The sequence below is a fragment of the Williamsia sp. z71 genome (assembly GCF_059553375.1).
In genome coordinates, this window is sequence record NZ_JCANWX010000012.1 from 95,361 (window position 1) to 113,185 (window position 17,825).

At 63.5% G+C, this 17,825-nt stretch carries 17 protein-coding genes; 12 read left to right on the forward strand and 5 right to left on the reverse strand.

The features are described 5' to 3' along the window. Window positions 1-4: 4 nt before the first annotated feature. The gene (locus AC51GR_RS24075) at window positions 5-1,102 is read right to left on the reverse strand and encodes a DUF2776 family protein (RefSeq protein WP_496327179.1); all 1,098 of its coding nucleotides are present in this window, start codon (window positions 1,100-1,102) and stop codon (window positions 5-7) included. Between the two features lie 361 nt (window positions 1,103-1,463). On the opposite strand from AC51GR_RS24075, the gene AC51GR_RS24080 reads away from it, so the two are divergent. The 7 genes from AC51GR_RS24080 to AC51GR_RS24110 all read left to right on the forward strand — a co-directional run bounded on the left by AC51GR_RS24080 (window position 1,464) and on the right by AC51GR_RS24110 (window position 7,018). Further along, window positions 1,464-2,558, forward strand: a complete 1,095-nt coding sequence (locus AC51GR_RS24080) for an esterase/lipase family protein (RefSeq protein WP_496327180.1) — start codon at window positions 1,464-1,466, stop codon at window positions 2,556-2,558. Between the two features lie 126 nt (window positions 2,559-2,684). Further along, on the forward strand, window positions 2,685-3,197 hold the full coding sequence (locus AC51GR_RS24085; protein WP_496327181.1) for a mycothiol transferase: 513 nt from the start codon (window positions 2,685-2,687) through the stop codon (window positions 3,195-3,197). An 82-nt stretch (window positions 3,198-3,279) separates the two neighbouring features. Next, window positions 3,280-3,726, forward strand: coding sequence for a MarR family winged helix-turn-helix transcriptional regulator (locus AC51GR_RS24090; RefSeq protein ID WP_496327182.1), 447 nt, complete (start codon window positions 3,280-3,282; stop codon window positions 3,724-3,726). A 25-nt stretch (window positions 3,727-3,751) separates the two neighbouring features. Further along, window positions 3,752-4,174 carry an organic hydroperoxide resistance protein gene (locus AC51GR_RS24095; protein ID WP_496327183.1) on the forward strand — a complete coding sequence of 141 codons (423 nt, stop codon included), beginning with the start codon at window positions 3,752-3,754 and terminating at the stop codon, window positions 4,172-4,174. Window positions 4,175-4,311: 137 nt separating this feature from the next. Continuing rightward, window positions 4,312-4,881 carry a TetR/AcrR family transcriptional regulator gene (locus tag AC51GR_RS24100; protein ID WP_496327184.1) on the forward strand — a complete coding sequence of 190 codons (570 nt, stop codon included), beginning with the start codon at window positions 4,312-4,314 and terminating at the stop codon, window positions 4,879-4,881. A gap of 93 nt (window positions 4,882-4,974) precedes the next feature. Continuing rightward, entirely contained in the window at window positions 4,975-6,576 is a 1,602-nt protein-coding gene (locus tag AC51GR_RS24105) for a GMC oxidoreductase (RefSeq protein WP_496327197.1), read from the forward strand. A 238-nt stretch (window positions 6,577-6,814) separates the two neighbouring features. After that, window positions 6,815-7,018: a cold-shock protein gene (locus AC51GR_RS24110; RefSeq protein WP_020108824.1), complete on the forward strand. Its 204-nt coding sequence runs from the start codon at window positions 6,815-6,817 to the stop codon at window positions 7,016-7,018. Window positions 7,019-7,254: 236 nt separating this feature from the next. Here the strand turns inward: AC51GR_RS24110 and AC51GR_RS24115 are convergent, their stop codons facing one another. Further along, window positions 7,255-8,940, reverse strand: a complete 1,686-nt coding sequence (locus tag AC51GR_RS24115) for a DUF7800 domain-containing protein (protein WP_496327185.1) — start codon at window positions 8,938-8,940, stop codon at window positions 7,255-7,257. 203 nt (window positions 8,941-9,143) lie between these two features. On the opposite strand from AC51GR_RS24115, the gene AC51GR_RS24120 reads away from it, so the two are divergent. Continuing rightward, on the forward strand, window positions 9,144-10,550 hold the full coding sequence (locus AC51GR_RS24120) for a carotenoid oxygenase family protein (protein WP_496327186.1): 1,407 nt from the start codon (window positions 9,144-9,146) through the stop codon (window positions 10,548-10,550). Between the two features lie 173 nt (window positions 10,551-10,723). Here AC51GR_RS24120 and AC51GR_RS24125 read toward each other — a convergent pair whose 3' ends face one another. Both AC51GR_RS24125 and AC51GR_RS24130 read right to left on the reverse strand, forming a co-directional pair. After that, window positions 10,724-11,497: an SIMPL domain-containing protein gene (locus AC51GR_RS24125; protein ID WP_496327187.1), complete on the reverse strand. Its 774-nt coding sequence runs from the start codon at window positions 11,495-11,497 to the stop codon at window positions 10,724-10,726. Between the two features lie 82 nt (window positions 11,498-11,579). Continuing rightward, window positions 11,580-12,263 (reverse strand): TetR family transcriptional regulator, encoded by a 684-nt coding sequence (locus AC51GR_RS24130; protein WP_496327198.1) that lies wholly within the window; start codon window positions 12,261-12,263, stop codon window positions 11,580-11,582. Window positions 12,264-12,445: 182 nt separating this feature from the next. Here AC51GR_RS24130 and AC51GR_RS24135 point away from each other — a divergent pair, with 182 nt between their 5' ends. The 4 genes from AC51GR_RS24135 to AC51GR_RS24150 all read left to right on the forward strand — a co-directional run bounded on the left by AC51GR_RS24135 (window position 12,446) and on the right by AC51GR_RS24150 (window position 16,440). Further along, entirely contained in the window at window positions 12,446-13,525 is a 1,080-nt protein-coding gene (locus AC51GR_RS24135; RefSeq protein WP_496327188.1) for a ferredoxin reductase, read from the forward strand. A 68-nt stretch (window positions 13,526-13,593) separates the two neighbouring features. Next, complete coding sequence (locus tag AC51GR_RS24140) at window positions 13,594-14,709, forward strand: fatty acid desaturase family protein (RefSeq protein WP_496327189.1); 1,116 nt, start codon at window positions 13,594-13,596, stop codon at window positions 14,707-14,709. A 54-nt stretch (window positions 14,710-14,763) separates the two neighbouring features. Then, entirely contained in the window at window positions 14,764-14,979 is a 216-nt protein-coding gene (locus AC51GR_RS24145) for a hypothetical protein (RefSeq protein ID WP_496327190.1), read from the forward strand. Continuing rightward, window positions 14,980-16,440, forward strand: coding sequence for a DHA2 family efflux MFS transporter permease subunit (locus AC51GR_RS24150; RefSeq protein ID WP_496327191.1), 1,461 nt, complete (start codon window positions 14,980-14,982; stop codon window positions 16,438-16,440). A gap of 64 nt (window positions 16,441-16,504) precedes the next feature. Here the strand turns inward: AC51GR_RS24150 and AC51GR_RS24155 are convergent, their stop codons facing one another. Further along, window positions 16,505-17,560: an IS110 family RNA-guided transposase gene (locus tag AC51GR_RS24155; RefSeq protein ID WP_496323328.1), complete on the reverse strand. Its 1,056-nt coding sequence runs from the start codon at window positions 17,558-17,560 to the stop codon at window positions 16,505-16,507. Window positions 17,561-17,825: the final 265 nt, after the last annotated feature.

Consider the following 17,825-nt stretch of genomic DNA (forward strand, 5'->3'; position numbering starts at 1 on the left):
GCCACTACTTCGCGGACGAGGTACCGCTCTCCAGAATGCTCACGATGGAGTACAGCGAGAAGCAGATCGCGCCCAAACCGACGAGCACGCGAGCGGCGATGAACACATTCAGGTTGTCCACTGCTTCTTGGAAGACGAAGGCGGCCAGGAACAGACAGCTCAGAGCGGTGACAACGGGAATCAACGGAACCCGGTTGGCGAGCCCGAAGGTCCTGCGCCACACCAGCGCCAACAGGCCGACCTTGCTCAGGATGCTGAAGCAGACCAGTCCCAGCCCGATCATCACGAAGCCGGGCGTCAGGTAGTACTCCTTGCTGTGCAGTGCGAGGACGACGATCCCCCAGACCATGCTCAGAGCGCCCATGGTGATGACGAGCCACGGCCAGAAGATCCGCTCCCGCGGCTCATAGGTGTTCTGCACCTGCCGAACGATGCTGAACACCAACCCGATCAGGCTCGTGCAGATCATCGCCAGGCCGGCGACGACGTGGCCGACCGTGAACCGCTCCGGGGTCGTGGTCTGTGCCAGGTTGATGATCGCGAACACCCATGCGGTGATCGCCAGTGCCACCGGGATGATCGACAACACCAGGACCGAACCGCCTCTGAACGCCGCGGCGGGCGGGTGCCGGTCATTCTCCGACTGACTCGAATTCTGCGGGATGAGCGTGAATTTCGTGGACGCGGTTGCGACGGTGGCAACGCATCCGCTGATCAGACCGAGACCGAAAACGACGTGCCCGGCGACGTAAGCAGGGGCACGTGCGGATTCTGCCCCGGCGAAGATGATGATTCCGTAAACCGCCGTCCCGATCGCCGTGGCGAACCCGAGAGTCGGATAAAAGATCTTGTCGACGGTGTTGAAGCGGCCGATCAACTGTCTGATGATCGTGGCGGCGGTACAGAACAGGCAGAGACAGATGGCGGCGAGGAAGGTGACCACTCTGCCGGCGACGAAGTTCCCCGACGCGTCGCCGTCCGTCCAGATGTAGACGCCGTAGCCGATGCACAACCCCATCATGACCAATGGAATCGTCCGGAAGACCACGCTCATCCCGTAGTTCATACCGATCACGACCTCGTAGCGTTGCCGGTCGATCACCACTCCAGAGCAATGATCGAGACTTCTGAGGTGGACGCCTGGGGTCAAGGGTTGGTCCAAGGGTCCGTGATTGCAGTCAACCATGGCAGAACAGCATTGAGAGTCGTTTCACGGCAGGTGTCACGAACCAGGCCACTGCCCCTGTCCGGCTTTCCCCACCCCTCCGCTCGCCGAACCGAACGAGATACGCTGCGCCACACCGTATGGCACCCCCGCCGCAGCGGACGAAGGTCGTTGTCACACCTGACCGAACCAACCGCGAGTCATGCTCGAATCTGGCGTTTTCTGGTGGACACTCGCCAGTTCACCCTAGTCTCGGTGTAACCCATACCACCGTCAACAGCCAGTCGGGGGAACGAGCATGAAGAGCTTTTCAAGTTCGCATATCGCCCAAATCGGAACGGCCGCAACGGCCCTTGCCGCAGTCCTCACCATCGGAATCGGTACGGCCGGCGCCTCGGCGGCGACCACCGAAGACCTGGCCCACGTCATCGAGCCCGGGCTCGAGCAACCGGCCGGCGACGTCATCCTCAACGGCCCCAGCACCTGGTCGGCACCGGTCGGCAATGGCCCGAGCAGTGATTCCTTTCTGCCGGCATTTGCGTACGGATTGTTCAATCCGGATGTCGCACCTCCGGGCGCGAACGATTGGGATTGCACACCCGAGGACGGCCAAGAGCCCGTCGTCCTCCTCCACGGAACATGGGAAAACGCCTATGACAATTGGGCTTTCATGTCGCCGGCATTGAAAGCCGCAGGACTGTGCGTGTACGCATTGAACTACGGCAAGTTGCCGATCCAGGACGGTGGCGGGCTCGGGGACATCGTTCCCGGCGCCAACGGCAACGGCGATATCGCGCAGTCGGCCGGACAACTCGCGACGTTCGTAGATCGGGTGCTCGCCTCGACCGGTTCGACGAAGGTCAACCTGGTCGGCCATTCGCAAGGCGGCCTGATGGCACGGCAATACCTCAAGTTCAACGGCGGCGCCGACAAGGTCGACAACCTCGTCACGCTCGGCGCCACCAACCACGGAACCAGCCTGCTGGGCATCGGCACCCTGGGCCGGACCATCAACAACCTCGGTATCGACATTCTCGGCCCGGTCGCACTCGTGGTCGGGGTCGCCGGGATCCAGCAGGTCTACGACTCGGAGTTCCTCGAGACCCTCAACGCCGACGGTGACACCGTCCCCGGCGTCGATTACACGGTGATCGGCAGCCGATACGACGAGATCACCACGCCGTACGCGTCAACATTCCTCACCGCCGGCCCGGGCGCGAGCGTCGACAACGTCACCATTCAAGACGGCTGCGAAATCGACACATCAGATCACCTGTCCCTGAGCTATTCACCGCGTGCGGCATCCATCACCGCACGTGCGGTCGGAGGAAGGACGAGCGACGGCCGTCCGGTACCCATCGTGTGCGAACCGAACGCTTGGCTTTTCGGTTGACGGCAAACTCATTGTCCCACTGCTCTTTACCGTTATAAGGAGGCATTCCGGCGCCGTGCAGGTATTGCAGTGTCGGAGCATAGACAGGGGGATCGGCATGTCCCCTGACAGCGAAAGGACTTGATCATGAACGAGGCCGACCTGATCCGCGACGCATACGGCCGAATCTCCGAGGAGGTTCACGCGACGCTCTCCGACCTTCCAGATGCCGCCCTCACCTACCGGATCGACCCCGGTGCGAACACGATCGCATGGCTGATCTGGCACCTGACCCGCGTACAGGACGACCACATCGCCGGTGTCGCCAACTCGGAGCAGGTGTGGACCGCACAGGATTGGTATGGCCGCTTCGCATTACCTTTCGACGCCGACGAGATCGGCTACGGACAATCCAGCGACGACGTCGAGAAGGTCCGAGCCGCCGGCGACCTCCTACTCGGATACCACGACGCGGTCCACGAGAGAACCGCCGCGTTTGTCGAAACCCTGAGCTCAGAAGACCTCGACACCGTGGTCGACCGGAACTGGAACCCACCGGTCACCCTCGGTGTGCGCCTGGTCAGCGTCGTCGCCGACGATCTCCAGCACGTCGGTCAGGCAGCGTTCATCGCCGGCGTATTCGCTCGCACGGCGACCTGAATCCGCCACGCAAACCCGACCGAGTCTGAGAACTCCCCTAGAATGGTTGTGCACAATTCAATTGCGCACTATGTTCAGACATGTGACCGCACTTCGCCTGGACAGCCAACTCTGCTTCGCCCTGTATTCGGCGTCGCGGGCGACCACCGCCGCGTACCGTCCGATGCTCGACGAAATCGGGCTGACCTATCCGCAATATCTGGTTCTGCTGGTGTTGTGGGAGGAGAGGACGATCACGGTCCGCCGACTCGGGCAACGGCTACAACTGGATTCGGGCACTCTCTCGCCGCTGTTGAAGCGGTTGGAGACCGCCGGTCATGTCCGGCGTGACCGCTCCCCGACCGACGAGCGGTCGGTCGAGGTCACGCTCACCGACGCCGGCCGAGAACTCGAATCGAAGGCCCAGTGCATACCCGAACAGCTCTTTGCTGCAACAGGTTTGGATGTGGATCAAACCGTAGAACTGCGCGACGCGGTCCAGCGGTTGACCGTCGCACTACGTGAATCCGGCAATCCGGCCGGTTCGTGAACAGCCAACTCCGAAAGGCACCACCATGAAAGCTCTCTACACCGCAGAAGCACTCGCCACCGGTGACGGCCGCAATGGTCACGCCCGCACCACCGACGGCAAGGTCGACGTCGACCTGTCGGTTCCAAAAGAGATGGGCGGCAACGGTGTCGGAACCAACCCTGAGCAGCTCTTCGCCGCCGGATACGCCGCCTGCTTCCACTCGGCACTGCGTTTGGTCGCCGGACAGGAAAAGGCCGATGACACCGATTCGACTGTGGGCGCACGGGTGTCCATCGGAAGCCTCGACAACGGCGGCTTCGGCCTCGCCGTGGAGCTGGAGGTGACACTGCCGAACCTCGATCACGCCACCGCCCAGGCACTCGCCGACAAGGCACACGAGGTTTGCCCGTATTCCAACGCAACCCGCGGGAATATCGACGTCAAGCTCGTGGTGACCGACGACTGAGCCGCCAGAATCGACCGAACAGATGACGGCAGCCGTCGGGCCACAAGGCCCGCCGGCTGCCGTTTTTCGGCTTCAACGGTTCATGGAAGAGCGCCCGGTTGTGCAACAACGCCGGACATGTGGTTGATAATGCCGGGATGAGATCGCGGAACAAGATCCTGGAGGCCACACTCGGGTTGATCGCTACCGAGGGCTTCGACGGGGTCAACATCGCCGCCGTGGCAAGCGCTGCCAATGTCTCCCGCCAGACCGTCTACTCGATCTTCGGCACTCGAGAAGACCTCGTCTCTCAAGCCGTCGCAGGCCTGACCATGGAAATTCTCGGCGATATCCGTAATCACCTCGAAGCCGTCGACACACCGGTGGCCTACATCGTCGAACTCATCGTCGCCGGCCGGGCAACTGTCCGAAGCCACCCGGCACTGGCCGCCCTGCTCCACGCGGAAGTCGGAAATCCGATCTTCGACACCGGGATGATCTCCCGCGCGAAACCGATTGCCCATGAACTGCTCGCCCCGCTGGCCGAGCAATATGCCGAGGTCAAAGAGCACATCGATGACATCGTCGCAATGGGGCTGCGGCTGGGGCTCTCGACCGTCCTCTTCGATGACGTCGACGTCACCGAGGACGACGCGCTCCGCGACTTCCTCATCCGGTGGCTGGCTCCGGCGATGCAATCCTGGACCACATCACCCGACGACTCTTGACACTTTCGGACGGAACTGTCTAACTTTACCGGGCGACCAGCCGCGTCCGCGGAGCAACTTCGGTCGACGATGAACATCTGACCGGGGGCAATGTTGTCTGAAATCAAGCGCCGCACGTTCTTGGCCGGGGCCGCCGCGGCCGGGGTGATGGCGGCGAGTTCGACGGTTGCACAGGCGAAGTCGGTACCGGTCTCACGCACACCTGTCGCCCGGACACCGGTCACCCGCGAGGACCACCGGGTGATCGTGATCGGCTCCGGCTTCGGTGGCGGCGTGGCCGCGCTCCGGTTGGCCGAAGCCGGCGTACCGGTGACCATCCTCGAGCGGGGTCGCCGGTGGGCAACCGGTCCGAACTCCAACACGTTTCCCCTCGCCACGGCCCCGGACAAGCGGATCCTCTGGCACAAGGGCGCACCGCAACTGTTCGGCAAGCCCGCCGTCTTCGAGCCGTACACCGGGCTGATCGAAGCGATCATCGGCCAGAACATGACCGCCCTGTGCGCAGCCGGGGTCGGCGGCGGATCCCTTGTCTACCAAGGAATGACACTGCAGCCGGACGAGTCCGTCTTCAATGCCAACTTCCCCGAGGCCCTCGACTGGAAGACGATGGACCGGGTGCATTACCCGCGCGTGGCACAGATGCTCAAGCTCCAGGTCGCACCTGATGAGCTGATCGCCACCCCCAACTACCAGGCCCCCAGGATGTTTGCCGAGAGCGCACGACGGGCCGGGTTCCCGGTATCGAAGATCCCGATGCCCATCGACTGGAACTACGCACTCGACGAGCTGCGCGGCAAGATGAGGCCCTCCTATACCAACGGTGATGGCGCACTCGGTGTCAACAACGGCGGCAAACACTCGGTGGACGTCACCTACGTCGCCGCGGCCGAAGCGACCGGCCGCGCCACCGTCCACACGCTGCACGAGGTGACCGACGTCGAACGGACGAACGACGGCCGGTGGCGGGTGCACGTCGAACGGACCGACACCAGCGGCACCGTCCTGGAGAACAAGATCCTCACCACCAACGCACTGGTGATGGCGGCGGGCAGCATGAACACCACCAACCTGCTGATGCGGGCGGCCGGCAAGGGCGCGATCGGAGACATGCCCGACGGCCTGGGCGGCAACTGGGGCACCAACGCGGACCGCATCTATCTATGGACCAACCCGGGCTCCGGTTTCGGCACACCACAGGGCGGTCCGGTCGTCTATGGCAGCCGCAACTGGAACGACCCGAAATCCGCGTTCACCATCATCCAGGCGTCCATCCCCAGCATCGGCATCGATGCCCGCAGCACGATGATGGTCGGATTCGGGGTCAGCGCCGACCGCGGCCGCTTCGCCTACGACGCCGCGACCGACAACGCGACGCTGCACTGGCCCATCGACGGCGATTCAGAGATCCAGAAGGGCCACATCGGTCCCGCTGTCCACAAGATCGCCGGCACCGCGACCCTGACCACGGACACCAACCTCACCTTCCCGTCCACCTGGCATCCACTCGGGGGCGCGAGCATGGGTTCGGTGTGCGACCTCCAGGGACGCGTCCAGGGACAGCGGGGGCTCTATGTGCTGGACGGCGCGTTGATGCCGGGCAACTCCGCAGCGTGCAACCCGTCGATGACCATCGCCGCGGTCGCCGAGCGCGCAATGGACCACCTCGTCCGCGAGGACGTCGGAACGATCATCTGAGCGACCGAGTGACCGGCCGGGCCGACGTGTTCCCACCGCTCTGTGTCGGCAGACCTGCACACCCGTGCCAAACCCGGTTGAACGAGTTTCGGGTCATAACCGCAGGTCAGCGGCGCAGGACAAAATAATTTGCCCCCAATTTGTCCCTGGGACTATCCGTTTGGGGAAATCCGTGCAACACTATGTACCAGGGACGTGTTAATGCGTTCTGCAGGAAAAAAGAGAGAAGTACTTTAATATGGCACAGGGAACTGTGAAATGGTTCAACGGCGAAAAAGGCTTCGGCTTCATCGCCCCCGACGGCGGTTCAGATGACGTCTTCGTTCATTACTCCGAGATCCAGGGCGGCGGCTTCCGCACCCTCGAGGAGAACCAGCGAGTCGAGTTCGAAATCGGCCAGGGCGCCAAGGGCCCCCAGGCTACCGGAGTGACCGCGATCTAAGATCGTCAGACTTCAAAAAAGTGGGTTGACCAGCGAGAAATCGCGGGTCGCCCACTTTTTTGCTTGTAACCCGTTCGGTAGGGACACTACCGACCAGCTCCTCATGGCTCCTCCACGTGGCGATTGCCGTGGACACGTCCGGCGCAAGCCGACACCGCAAGTGACTGGCGCACCAGGATCGAGCTCTCTGAACCAGTGAATGATCGATCCGCGCGCCCGAGTGCGCTCTCGATCGGTCAGCGCGTCAGGACCATCTCGTGCGTCTGCACGAGATCCTGTGAACCTCCGGGACCCGTCTTTGCATGCTCGATGAGAACCGACGCGGTGTCGCCCTTCAGTCGCAATACCATCACGCCGTTGTCGAACCACGGTCCCGCATCGACCTGCCAGGTGATCGCGTGATCCCCGAGTCCGGCCCGGCGCGCGAGGAAGTGCATGAACTTGACCACGGGCCGTCGAATCGCGAGCCGATTCACCGCTCGGATCGGTAGGTCGAGCGGGTTCCGGAACGGTGACATCGTCAGCTGGTACAACGCCGTGCTGCTGTTTGCGCCGCTGTCCGTCAACTCGGCCTGGGCAACGTACGAGCAGTGCACGTCGCCGGAAAGCCACAGAATGCTCGCCGGGGCTTGCGGCCGGCTCACCAGGTCGCCGACGAGGGTCACCATCTGCTCGAACGAATTGCCGAACGCAGCCCAATGCTCGAGATCGAGTGCCAAACGCAACTTCTCCCCCACCTTTGCCCACCGGCGACCCCAAGCACCTTGCGCGACAGCCTCATTCCACTGTTCGAGCTGGTGAAGCGCCGGCAGCATCAGATACGGAAGCGACGTCCCGAATACGATGTGCCGCGCATCGGTGGCCAGAGCCTGCTCACACAGCCAGGCCCATTCGAGATCGTCGAGCATTGCTCGCCGCTCCGGGGTGAGGTCTCGCGAGCAGCGCGAGTCGATCATGATGATCCGGGTGTTGCCCAGATCCCGGACATAACTCCAGCGGGCCGACGCCGGCTCGCGGTCGGCCCGGAGCGCGAAGTCCGACAAGAGCTTTTCCCGTTCCTCTGCGCTGACCGCTGACCGCACTGCGAGGTAGAGCTTGTCCGTCGCCAGTTCGTTCGGCGACAGGTTACCCAGGTGCTGGTAGATCCAGTACGAGGAGAAGGCGCCCACGACGCGTCGGTGCCACCAGGGTTTCTGCTCCATTTCCGTTCGCCAGTCCAACGACGAGTTCCAGTCGTCGCGAAGGTCGTGGTCGTCGAGGATCATGCAGCTCGGAATGGTGGCCATCAACCCGGTGACCTGTTCTGCGCCCCACGATTCGCGGTAAAGCCACGTGTACTCCTCGAAGTCGCAGATCTCTTCGTAGACCTCCTCACCCAGTTCCGGGTCTTTTTCCGTTTCCCGGCGCTCCCGGAGCCTGGCCTTGATCTCGGGTGAGGGGTCGTCGGCATAGACCTGGTCTCCGAGCAACAGGAGCAGTTGCGGCCACAGCTCCGCATCCTGGTCTTTCACCTGGGCGGCCAGCCCGGCGAGTCCATCGGCGCCGATCGCCTTGATCCGATCGTCGTCGTAGGTATCACCTCGACGACACGAACCGAAGGCGACAGTCAGGGAGTCGTCCCGCGCTGCGGTCCTCAGCGTCCCCTCGGCACAGATCACCGGAGTCACCTCCGAATCCGGATCGCCGGTCGGCGTCAGCGTCACCGTGTAGTCGATGAGGCTGCCGGACGGAAGTCCGACCAGTTGCACGATCGCAAAGTGATGCCCGTGCACCGACCAGGTGTTCTCAGCGCCGATCTGGCCGGTGGACGTTCGGACTTCCGCGTTGCACGCGTCATCGGTTTCCACCCAGATCGTGGCTCTCGTGGTGTCGACATAACGAAGGATCGGTCCGAGGACGAGCCCCGGCAGTCTCATGCTCATCGGTCCCACAGTTACACCGATTCGCCGATTCCGCACGTTTCCGTGGTCATCGACCTGTCGAACGCGCCACCGCGCTGCCGATCGGCGATTCTCCCCGGGGCCTGCGGACCGCCCGACCCATCAGTAGTATCCAGCGTGGACGGCGCCATGGCGTTCAGTCGCGGCCCGTCCGACGATTCCGTAGCGGGATAGGGGCGTTCACGATGACGAGTCCACACGATCCGCGGCCTGCGACGGTCAACATGACCGATCACCCCTACCTGTCCGGCTTCTTTGCCCCGCAACGCAAAGAAGTCGATGTCTCCGCGCTGACCGTGGACGGTGACCTGCCGGCCGATCTGATCGGCAGCTATCTCCGCAATGGGCCCAACCCACGATTCGATCCGATCGGCAGTTACCTGTATCCGATCGATGGTGACGCCATGGTCCATCAGATCGAATTCGACGGGACGACGGTGTCGTACCGGAACCGTTTCGTCCGGACACCGGCTGTCGTATCGGAGGAAGAGGTCGGTCACGCCCTGTGGTCCGGACTCTTCGATCCGTACGTCCCTACCGAAGACGATCTGGACGGGGCCGAGAACACCGGTCGCGATCTGCCCGACATCAACGTCGTCAAACACGGGGGCAGACTACTCGCGATGGCCGAGGCCGCACGGCCCTATGGCCTCGACCCCAGTGATCTGTCGACCCTGGGAGTCGAATCATGTGACGGCGCAATGCTCGCGGGCAGTACCGCGCACCCGAAGATCGATCCGGTGACCGGCGAGATGCTGCTGTTCAACTATGCGTTCGAGGCACCGTTTCTCACTTGGTCCGTGGTCGGTCCGGACGGAAAGTGTACGCGCCCACCGACTCCCATCAACGGAGTCGATGCCCCGATGATGATCCATGACATGGCACTGACCGAACGGTACGTCGTGATCTTCGTCTGCCCCCTGAAGTTCGACATCATCGCATCCTTCACCACCGGCGCCTCACCCCTGGAATGGCTTCCCGAACGAGGCACCCGGATCGCGCTGGTCCCCCGCGACGGCTCAGCCGTGAAGTGGGTCGACGCCGACCCGTTCTGGGTGTGGCATTTCGCCAATGCCTTCGACACCGAAAATGGCGAAGTGGCCGTCGATTACGTGCGTTGGAACGAGCCGACCAACCTGGGTGTGGAAACCGGACCGGGCGTCGCCGCCATCACCCGCACCCGACTCGACCCCGTCAGTGGACGCGTGACGCATACGCCGCTCAGTGACTCGATGGTCGAGTTCCCCCGTGTTGATGACCGGTCGTTGACGCGCCCACACACCGCGATCGCCTCCGCCGGACAGTTACCCGGTGGACCGGCCGGTATCGAGACCCTGTTCTTCGACGACCTGACCACCGGCACGCAGACGTCCTGGGACTCGGGCACGGTCTGCGTCGGTGAACCCATCTTCCTGTCGGGTGCCGGCAACGATTACTGGGGCACCATCGGCACCGATCGGGAGACCATGACGTCGGCGTTCTACGTATTCCCCACCGACGATCCGGCATCGGGGCCCCTGTGCTCCGCGCGACTTCCGATCCGGGTCCCGGCCGGCCTGCATGGAGCCTGGGTTCAGGGCTCACCCGAGTAGGCGACCGATTCCGTAGCCCTTCTCCCCTGCCACAATGGGTGATCCAATAGCTTGTCGCGCCGGCGAGACCTGCAGAATGCGGCCGGCACCGGAGTGCTGCTACTTCTGGGCAGGGCGGCAGCCTGGCGTTTTGGACGACTCGAGCCAACCAATATCGTCGCGTGAGGCGAACGCTACTTCAGTTGCCATTTCACGGTCACCGAGAACCCGACGGTCTGCTGGCCGGGTTCGAGCGGAACCGAACTGTCCAGCATCGTGCGCTGCTGCTCGGACGCCGACACTGCCTGCCCAGAGGTGGTCTCGTCGATCGTCAGCACGGCACCGAGATCGTCCCCCGACAGGTCTGCGTACTGCTGAGCGCGGCTTCGTGCGTCATTGAACGCTTCCTCTCGAGCATTGGCGACCAACTCGGAATCGTCGTCGATGACAAACGACACGTTGCTGATCCGGATGTCGTTGCCACCCGCCTCGGCTGCCACCTTGAGCACGTCAGAACCCTTGGCCAGGTCGTGGATGTCCACCCGGATCGAGTTGGTCGCGCGGTAGCCCGAGATCTGGCTCGACCCACCGGGGCCGGGATTGGTCATATCGGGTGAGACCGTGACCTGTTGGGTCTGCACATCTTCGCGCGGCACACCGGCATTGACCACTGCATCGGTCACTGCGGTGATCTGCGCGTTGGCCGCATTGATCGCAGTCGACACGTCGTCGCCGGTCGTCTCGACGCCGATATCGACCCGCAACGTGTCAGGTGCCCCCCTGACCTCACCGCTGCCGACCACCGTCACCGAACGCTGGTTCGCCGGATCCGATGGGTTGTCCTCACCGCATGCGGCCAGGCCGAGCACCAACACAGCCGAACCGGCCACGGCAAGGGCGATCCGACGCGGGCTCGGTGCATTCAGCACTCGCCGGCGGGCAGTTGATCGAGGTTCACTGGTATCCACGTCAGGACTGTATCGGGGATCCAGGCGCAGGCATCGACAACGCCGGGATCGGGTGCCTTGATCGTCGAACCCCGGCAGCCGGTCAGTCCTGCGACGGGCGCCATGCGCCCATTCCCAGGAATGTCATGACTATTTGTTTTTCCGTCCGCCGGATCAAGTCTTCTTCTTCGCGGGCATTGCGCGGATCGAGTTCGACGAGTTCCGCGACGGCGTGGAGCATCACGGTGACGATCAGGTCTCCGGCGATCTCGAGATCATCGGCCGGCCAGTGTGCCAACTCAGGAATCCTGGACAGATCGATGGCCAGCTCCCGCGAAAGCAGTTTGAGCTCGGTGTCGATGGCGCGCCGGACCTCGGTGCTCCCGCCATATTGCTCTCGCACGAGAAACCGGAACTGCGACTCGTTGGCGCGGGCCTGCCGGACCACGACGGCCAGGGAATCCTTCGCGGTGGGCACGGCCGTGCGGGCGGCTAGATCACGTCGCCCGTCACGCAACATACGGCGCAGGGTCCGCATCGCGTCCTCGACCAGGGTCACGCCCACTTCGTCCATCGACGCGAAGTGGCGATAGAAAGCCGTCGGCACGATTCCGGCCCGCTTCGTCACCTCACGCAGACTGATCGACGAGAAACTGCGCTCACCCACCAACTCGAGAGTTTCGTCGAGCAGCGCCTGACGGGTCCGGCTCTTCTGCTCGGCGCGGGTTCGGGATACCTCGGCAACACGCTCGGCCGACGCGGAGCCATGCCGAGAACCACTGGCGATTCTCGAGCTGTGATGTTTCGAACTCCGCGACACGCAGCTGAGTGTACGTCCGTACACCGGAGACGTCTGCAACCCCGCATCCAAAACGTGGCGCCCGTTACACCTGAAACCCTTGACGGCGGGGGGCCCGGTGATGCGACACTGCTAGTGAACAGTCGTGCACTGAATGAAAGGACTCGACAATGTCGAGAACCATTTCCAGATTCCTCGGCCCTGTACTCGAAGCTGCCCTGACGCCTCACGCCGTCGATCGCTACCTGGAGTTGATCGACCCGCGCATCACCTGGAGCGACCTGCGCGCCGAGATCGTCGACGTACAACACCGCTCGCCACGATCGGTGACGCTGCTACTGCGCCCGACCCGGCAGTGGACCGGATTCGAGGCAGGGCAATTTGTGCAGCTCAGCACGGTGATCAACGGCGTTCGACACACCCGCTGCTACTCGCCCGCCAACAGCGCCACGACCGACGACCACATCGAACTGACACTCACCGCGCACGACGACGGACTCGTGTCCAAGCACCTACGCGAACACGCCCGCCCCGGCCAGGTCCTGGGACTCTCGCCCGCGACCGGATCCTTCACGCTGCCTGCCGAGCGGCCTGACCGGATGGTCTTCGTCAGCGGGGGCAGCGGTATTACACCTGTGCTCTCAATGTTGCGCACACTTGTAGCCGAGAACTACCGCGGACACGTCGACTTCATCCACTACGCGCGCAACGCCGACGATCACCCGTACGCGCGCGAGCTCGGGGCCATCGCTTCTGATCACCCCGAGTGGAACATTCGCACCCACTTCACCCGCCCGGCCGACGGATCGCCCGCCGAGCATTTTCGGGCTGAGCACCTACCCGGCGCCCACCGAGCCGATACGCCGATCTTTCTCTGCGGCCCATCCGCCCTGCACGACAGCGTGCGTGATCACCTCACGGACATCGGTGCGGTCGACAATCTGCACATCGAACAGTTCGTGCTGGTCACACCGGCCGACGACGACGATGCCCCCGCACACGGACAGCTCAGCTTTGCTGCCAGCGGCAAGACCGCACCCAACACCGGTGCGTCCATCCTCGAACAGGCAGAAAAGGCCGGGCTGCAACCAGAGTTCGGCTGCCGGATGGGCATCTGCTTCTCATGCACCGCGGTCAAGCGCTCCGGTCTGACCAAGAACATCCTCACCGGCGACACCGACGCCGAATCCGATGAGCACATCCAGCTCTGCATAAGCAAACCGGTCGGCGACTGCGTCATCGAGATCTGACACCCAGATTGCCCGGCATCCCAAGCTCCCCCACACCCCGAGTTTCCGACACCTCTGTAGGAGTCACCATGACAAACAAAGAACTCGTCCTCACCCACGACCAAGTCGAAGAACTCGGCCAGGAACTCGACGCACTGCGTGCGCGGGTGGTCGCCGACCTCGGCGCGGCCGACCGTGAGTACATCTATTCGATCATCAAAACGCAGCGCACCCTCGAGGTCGCCGGCCGCGCACTGATGTACTTCCCGTTCATCCCGCCGGCCTGGCTCGCCGGAGTCGGGGCCTTGAGTGTCTCGAAGATCCTGGACAACATGGAGATCGGCCACAACGTCATGCACGGCCAGTACGACTGGATGCGTGAGCCGGGCCTGAACTCCCGCGAGTTCGAATGGGACACAGTCTGTCCGGCAGATCAGTGGCGACACAGCCACAACTACATGCACCACACCTTCACCAATATCGTGGGCCAGGACCGCGACATCGGCTACGGCATCCTCCGTATGGACCGCGACCAGAAGTGGAACCCCTACTACCTGGGCAATCTCGCCTGGGCGAGCGCACTGATGGTGCTGTTCGAGTGGGGCGTGATGCTGCATGATCTCGAGACCGAGAACCTGTTGGCAGGCAAACGCAAGTGGACCGACGTCAAGGGTCTGGTGAAGGGCATGTGGCGCAAGGCGAGCCGACAGGTCCTCAAGGACTACGTCGTCTTCCCCGCGCTCACCGGACCGTTCTTTGTCAGCACATTGGTCGGCAACGCCGGCGCGAACCTGGCCCGCAACCTGTGGACGTTCTCCATCATCTTCTGCGGCCACTTCCCTTCGGGTGTCCAGACTTTCAGCAAGGAAGAGACCCAGGACGAGACCCGCGGTCAGTGGTACCTGCGACAGATGCTCGGTTCGGCCAACATCACCGGCACCCCGTTGTTCCACATCATGAGCGGCAACCTGTCCCACCAGATCGAGCACCACCTGTTCCCCGACATCCCGGCCAACCGCTACCCGCAGATCGCCGGTGAGGTCCGCGAACTCTGCGAGCGCTACGGATTGCCTTACAACACCGGCAGTTTCAGTCATCAGATCGGATCGACGTGGCGGAAGATCGCCCGGCTCTCGCTGCCCAACTCATGGGTGGCCGATGACGCAGAGTTCAGTGTTAAGGTCGAATCCAAAGTTGCTGCCTAACGCCGAATCCTCTGACAAAATGGGACGATTCCGGCATCGACACGGAAGGCCCTCATGGTCTCGCAATTCGAACGCAACAAGGACATCGCCCAGGAACTGATCGAACAGACCACTCACCGGGTCGGTCGGATCGCGTCCATCATCACCGGAGCAGTCATCGACGTCACCAGGGAGGTCGGCGACCTGATCAGCGACGGCATCGAGATGCGTGAGGCATCCAAGCGCGCCCGCCTCGACGATGCGGAACGCACAGACGGTCCGAGCGCCTGAATGACCGCGCCGGTCTACCAGCGGCGCAACCTGGCGATGGCGATTCTCGCCTTCGCGATGTTCATGGATCTCATGGACGTGACGATCGTCAACGTGGCGATCCCATCCATCCGCGGCGACCTCGGCGCCACCCCGGCGCAGATCGAATGGCTGGTCGGCGGCTATGTCCTGGCCTTCGCCGCCGTGCTGATCACGGCCGGTCGCCTCGGTGACCGTTATGGCAAACAAAAGGTCTTCCTCGTCGGAATCGTCGGCTTCACCCTGGCCTCGGTCCTGGCGTCCACCGCGCAGACCGGTGGCGTCCTGGTGGCATCGCGGGTGCTGCAGGGCTTCTTTGCCGGGCTGATGGTTCCGCAGGTACTGGCCAACGTGCAGGTCCTCTACCGACCAAAGGAGCGCGCGCCGGTCTTTGCGATCCTGGGCACCATCACCGCGATGGCGGCGGTGATCGGTCCGGTCCTGGGCGGCTGGCTGGTCACCGACAACCCGTTGGGTGGGCAGTGGCGGGCGATCTTCTTCATCAACGTTCCGATCGGCATCATCATCGCGGTCGCCGGCTGGTTCCTGATCCCCGACACCAAGTCCGCGAAGGTCACCAACCTCGACCTCCTCGGGGTGGTACTCGCCGTCGGTGGCGTCCTGCTGCTCGTCTATCCCCTGGTGGAGGGACGGCAGTTGGGCTGGCCGACCTGGTCGTTTGTGCTGATGGCGTTGTCGCCGGTGGCATTGATCGCGTTCGTGTTCCAGCAGCGACGGCGAACCGTCGAAGGCAGCGCACTGATCCCGCTGCGCCTGTTCCGCAGCCGCGGCTTTGTCGGGGGTTCGGCCATCCAGTTCCTGTTCCAGGGCTCGATCACGTCGTTCTTCCTGATCCTGGCGCTCTACGTCCAGGTCGGGCTCGGCTTCGAGGCCATCACGGCCGGCGCGATGACGCTGCCCTTCAGCATCGGCGCCACCGTCGCCGCCGGCATCGGTGCCGCGCTGACCACCAGACTCGGACGTAATCTGCCGCTGATCGGTGGTCTCATGATGAGCGCCGGCACCGCCTGGACCATTGTGGTGATCCGCGACGCCGACGCAGCCTTCTCGAGTTGGGACACCGTCTTCCCGATGGCCCTGGCCGGTCTCGGTCTGACGATCATGCTGGTACCGCTGCTCGATATCGCCCTGTCGACCGTGGACGTGTCCGATTCCGGTGCCGCGTCGGGCACCTTGAACACCTTTGCCCAGATCGGCGGCGCCGTGGGTGTGGCCGTCACGGGCGTGCTCTTCTTCGGCGAGGCCGGTCGCTACACGCAACCGGAGTTGCTGCACGCGTTCACGATCGCCGCCTGGGTGCCGATCTGCGGTTATGCCCTATGTGCGGCGGCCAGCTTCCTGTTGCCCGGGCTCAGTGCCGTCCGAAAACACGCCGAAGATCAGGAACGGCTCGCCGAACTGGAAGAATCCAGCCCCGCCTAACCCGAAAGTGTGCCCTTTTGGCGAACAAACTCCCAGGTCAGCACCGCCAAAAGTTGCTCCTATGTCAAGCGGCGGCGGTCTGAATGGCTCGTGGTTGGGGCGCAGTGTCGGTGATCAGGCGTTGATAGACGGTGCGGACCAGGCGGCGTCGGAGTGCTCGGAGGGCTGCGGTGGTGGAGTCGCCGGCGGCGCGGCGTTTGCGGTAGTAGGTGTAGCCGTCGCTGTCTTCGAGTCGGGTTTGGGTCAGGGCGATGCGGTGCAGGGCGGTGGTGAGTTGTCGGTTGCCGCAGCGCGGTAGCCGGACGCGGCCGGCGGTGTTGCCGGACCAGACCGGGATGGGGGCGGTGCCGGCGTAGTTGGCGTAGGCGTCGGCCGAGTGGAAGCGGGCGATGCCGGCGGTTTCGCCGACGATTTTGGCTGCGGTGAGTTCCCCGCAGCCGGGTAGCTGTAGTAGCGAGGGAACCAGTTCGCGGACTCGTTTGCCGATCTCGGTGGCCGTGGTGTTGATCCGGGTGGTCAGGGAGATGATCTCGTCGAGTTCTTCGCGGGCGATGTCGGCCAGCAGTCCGGTCTCGGTGGCCAGCTGTGCGGCGAGGATCTGTTGGTGTTTGTGCATGCTCAGCGAGCGTGGTTTGGGGGCGTAGGCGGGGTTGATTTCATGGACTCGCCACAGCAGTCGGTTGATTGTTGAGGTGCGTTGTGCGACAAACACTTCGCGTCGATCGACTAGTAGACGTATCTCGCGGGATCGGGGGTCGGCGCCGGCGGCGGGCAGGTTCGGTTCGCGCAGCACTGCCCGCGCGACGGCCAGAGCGTCGATGGGATCTGATTTGCCGCGGGTACGTGCCGAGGCACGGGTGTGGGCCATCATTTTGGTGGGTACCCGCACGGCGGTCTGGCCGGCGGTGAGTAGGTCGCGTTCGAGGCGGGTCGACATCTGTCGGCAGTCTTCGATGCCCCAGAGCAGGTCGGTACCGAACTGGGTGTGGGCCCATCGCATCGCGGCATGATGGCCGGCGGTGGTGGCCGGGGCGGTGAGTTGGCCTAGCTTTTTGCCGACGGGATCGACGGCAACAAATGTGTGTGAGCTCTTGTGTACATCGACTCCAACTACAACCATGGTGGTTGCCTCCTGATTTCAGAAACAGGGACCAGGGACGGTTGGGCCGGTCGGTGGGCAATCCTCAGTTGGGGGCGTTGCCACGCTCCTATCAAGCCACATCGGCCGGTCCTTCCCACCTGGTGTTGGCATAACTTTTGCAAGACCAGACATGCGCATCAATGCGATGCCGGCAGGCACATCAAGAGCCAAACACCAGGTGACCAGGACCCAACCACCGCTCAGGCGGCAACACAAGAGTCACACTGAGGGCACATCATCGGGG

Excerpts from the sequence above, each read along its gene's own strand:
- AC51GR_RS24080 (WP_496327180.1), top strand. The coding sequence starts at position 1,464 with ATGAAGAGCTTTTCAAGTTCGCATATCGCCCAAATCGGAACGGCCGCA.
- AC51GR_RS24150 (WP_496327191.1), top strand. The coding sequence starts at position 14,980 with ATGACCGCGCCGGTCTACCAGCGGCGCAACCTGGCGATGGCGATTCTC.
- AC51GR_RS24140 (WP_496327189.1), top strand. The coding sequence starts at position 13,594 with ATGACAAACAAAGAACTCGTCCTCACCCACGACCAAGTCGAAGAACTC.
- AC51GR_RS24145 (WP_496327190.1), top strand. The coding sequence starts at position 14,764 with ATGGTCTCGCAATTCGAACGCAACAAGGACATCGCCCAGGAACTGATC.
- AC51GR_RS24110 (WP_020108824.1), top strand. The coding sequence starts at position 6,815 with ATGGCACAGGGAACTGTGAAATGGTTCAACGGCGAAAAAGGCTTCGGC.
- AC51GR_RS24115 (WP_496327185.1), bottom strand. The coding sequence starts at position 8,940 with ATGAGCATGAGACTGCCGGGGCTCGTCCTCGGACCGATCCTTCGTTAT.
- AC51GR_RS24085 (WP_496327181.1), top strand. The coding sequence starts at position 2,685 with ATGAACGAGGCCGACCTGATCCGCGACGCATACGGCCGAATCTCCGAG.
- AC51GR_RS24095 (WP_496327183.1), top strand. The coding sequence starts at position 3,752 with ATGAAAGCTCTCTACACCGCAGAAGCACTCGCCACCGGTGACGGCCGC.
- AC51GR_RS24100 (WP_496327184.1), top strand. The coding sequence starts at position 4,312 with ATGAGATCGCGGAACAAGATCCTGGAGGCCACACTCGGGTTGATCGCT.
- AC51GR_RS24120 (WP_496327186.1), top strand. The coding sequence starts at position 9,144 with ATGACGAGTCCACACGATCCGCGGCCTGCGACGGTCAACATGACCGAT.
- AC51GR_RS24135 (WP_496327188.1), top strand. The coding sequence starts at position 12,446 with ATGTCGAGAACCATTTCCAGATTCCTCGGCCCTGTACTCGAAGCTGCC.
- AC51GR_RS24155 (WP_496323328.1), bottom strand. The coding sequence starts at position 17,560 with ATGGTTGTAGTTGGAGTCGATGTACACAAGAGCTCACACACATTTGTT.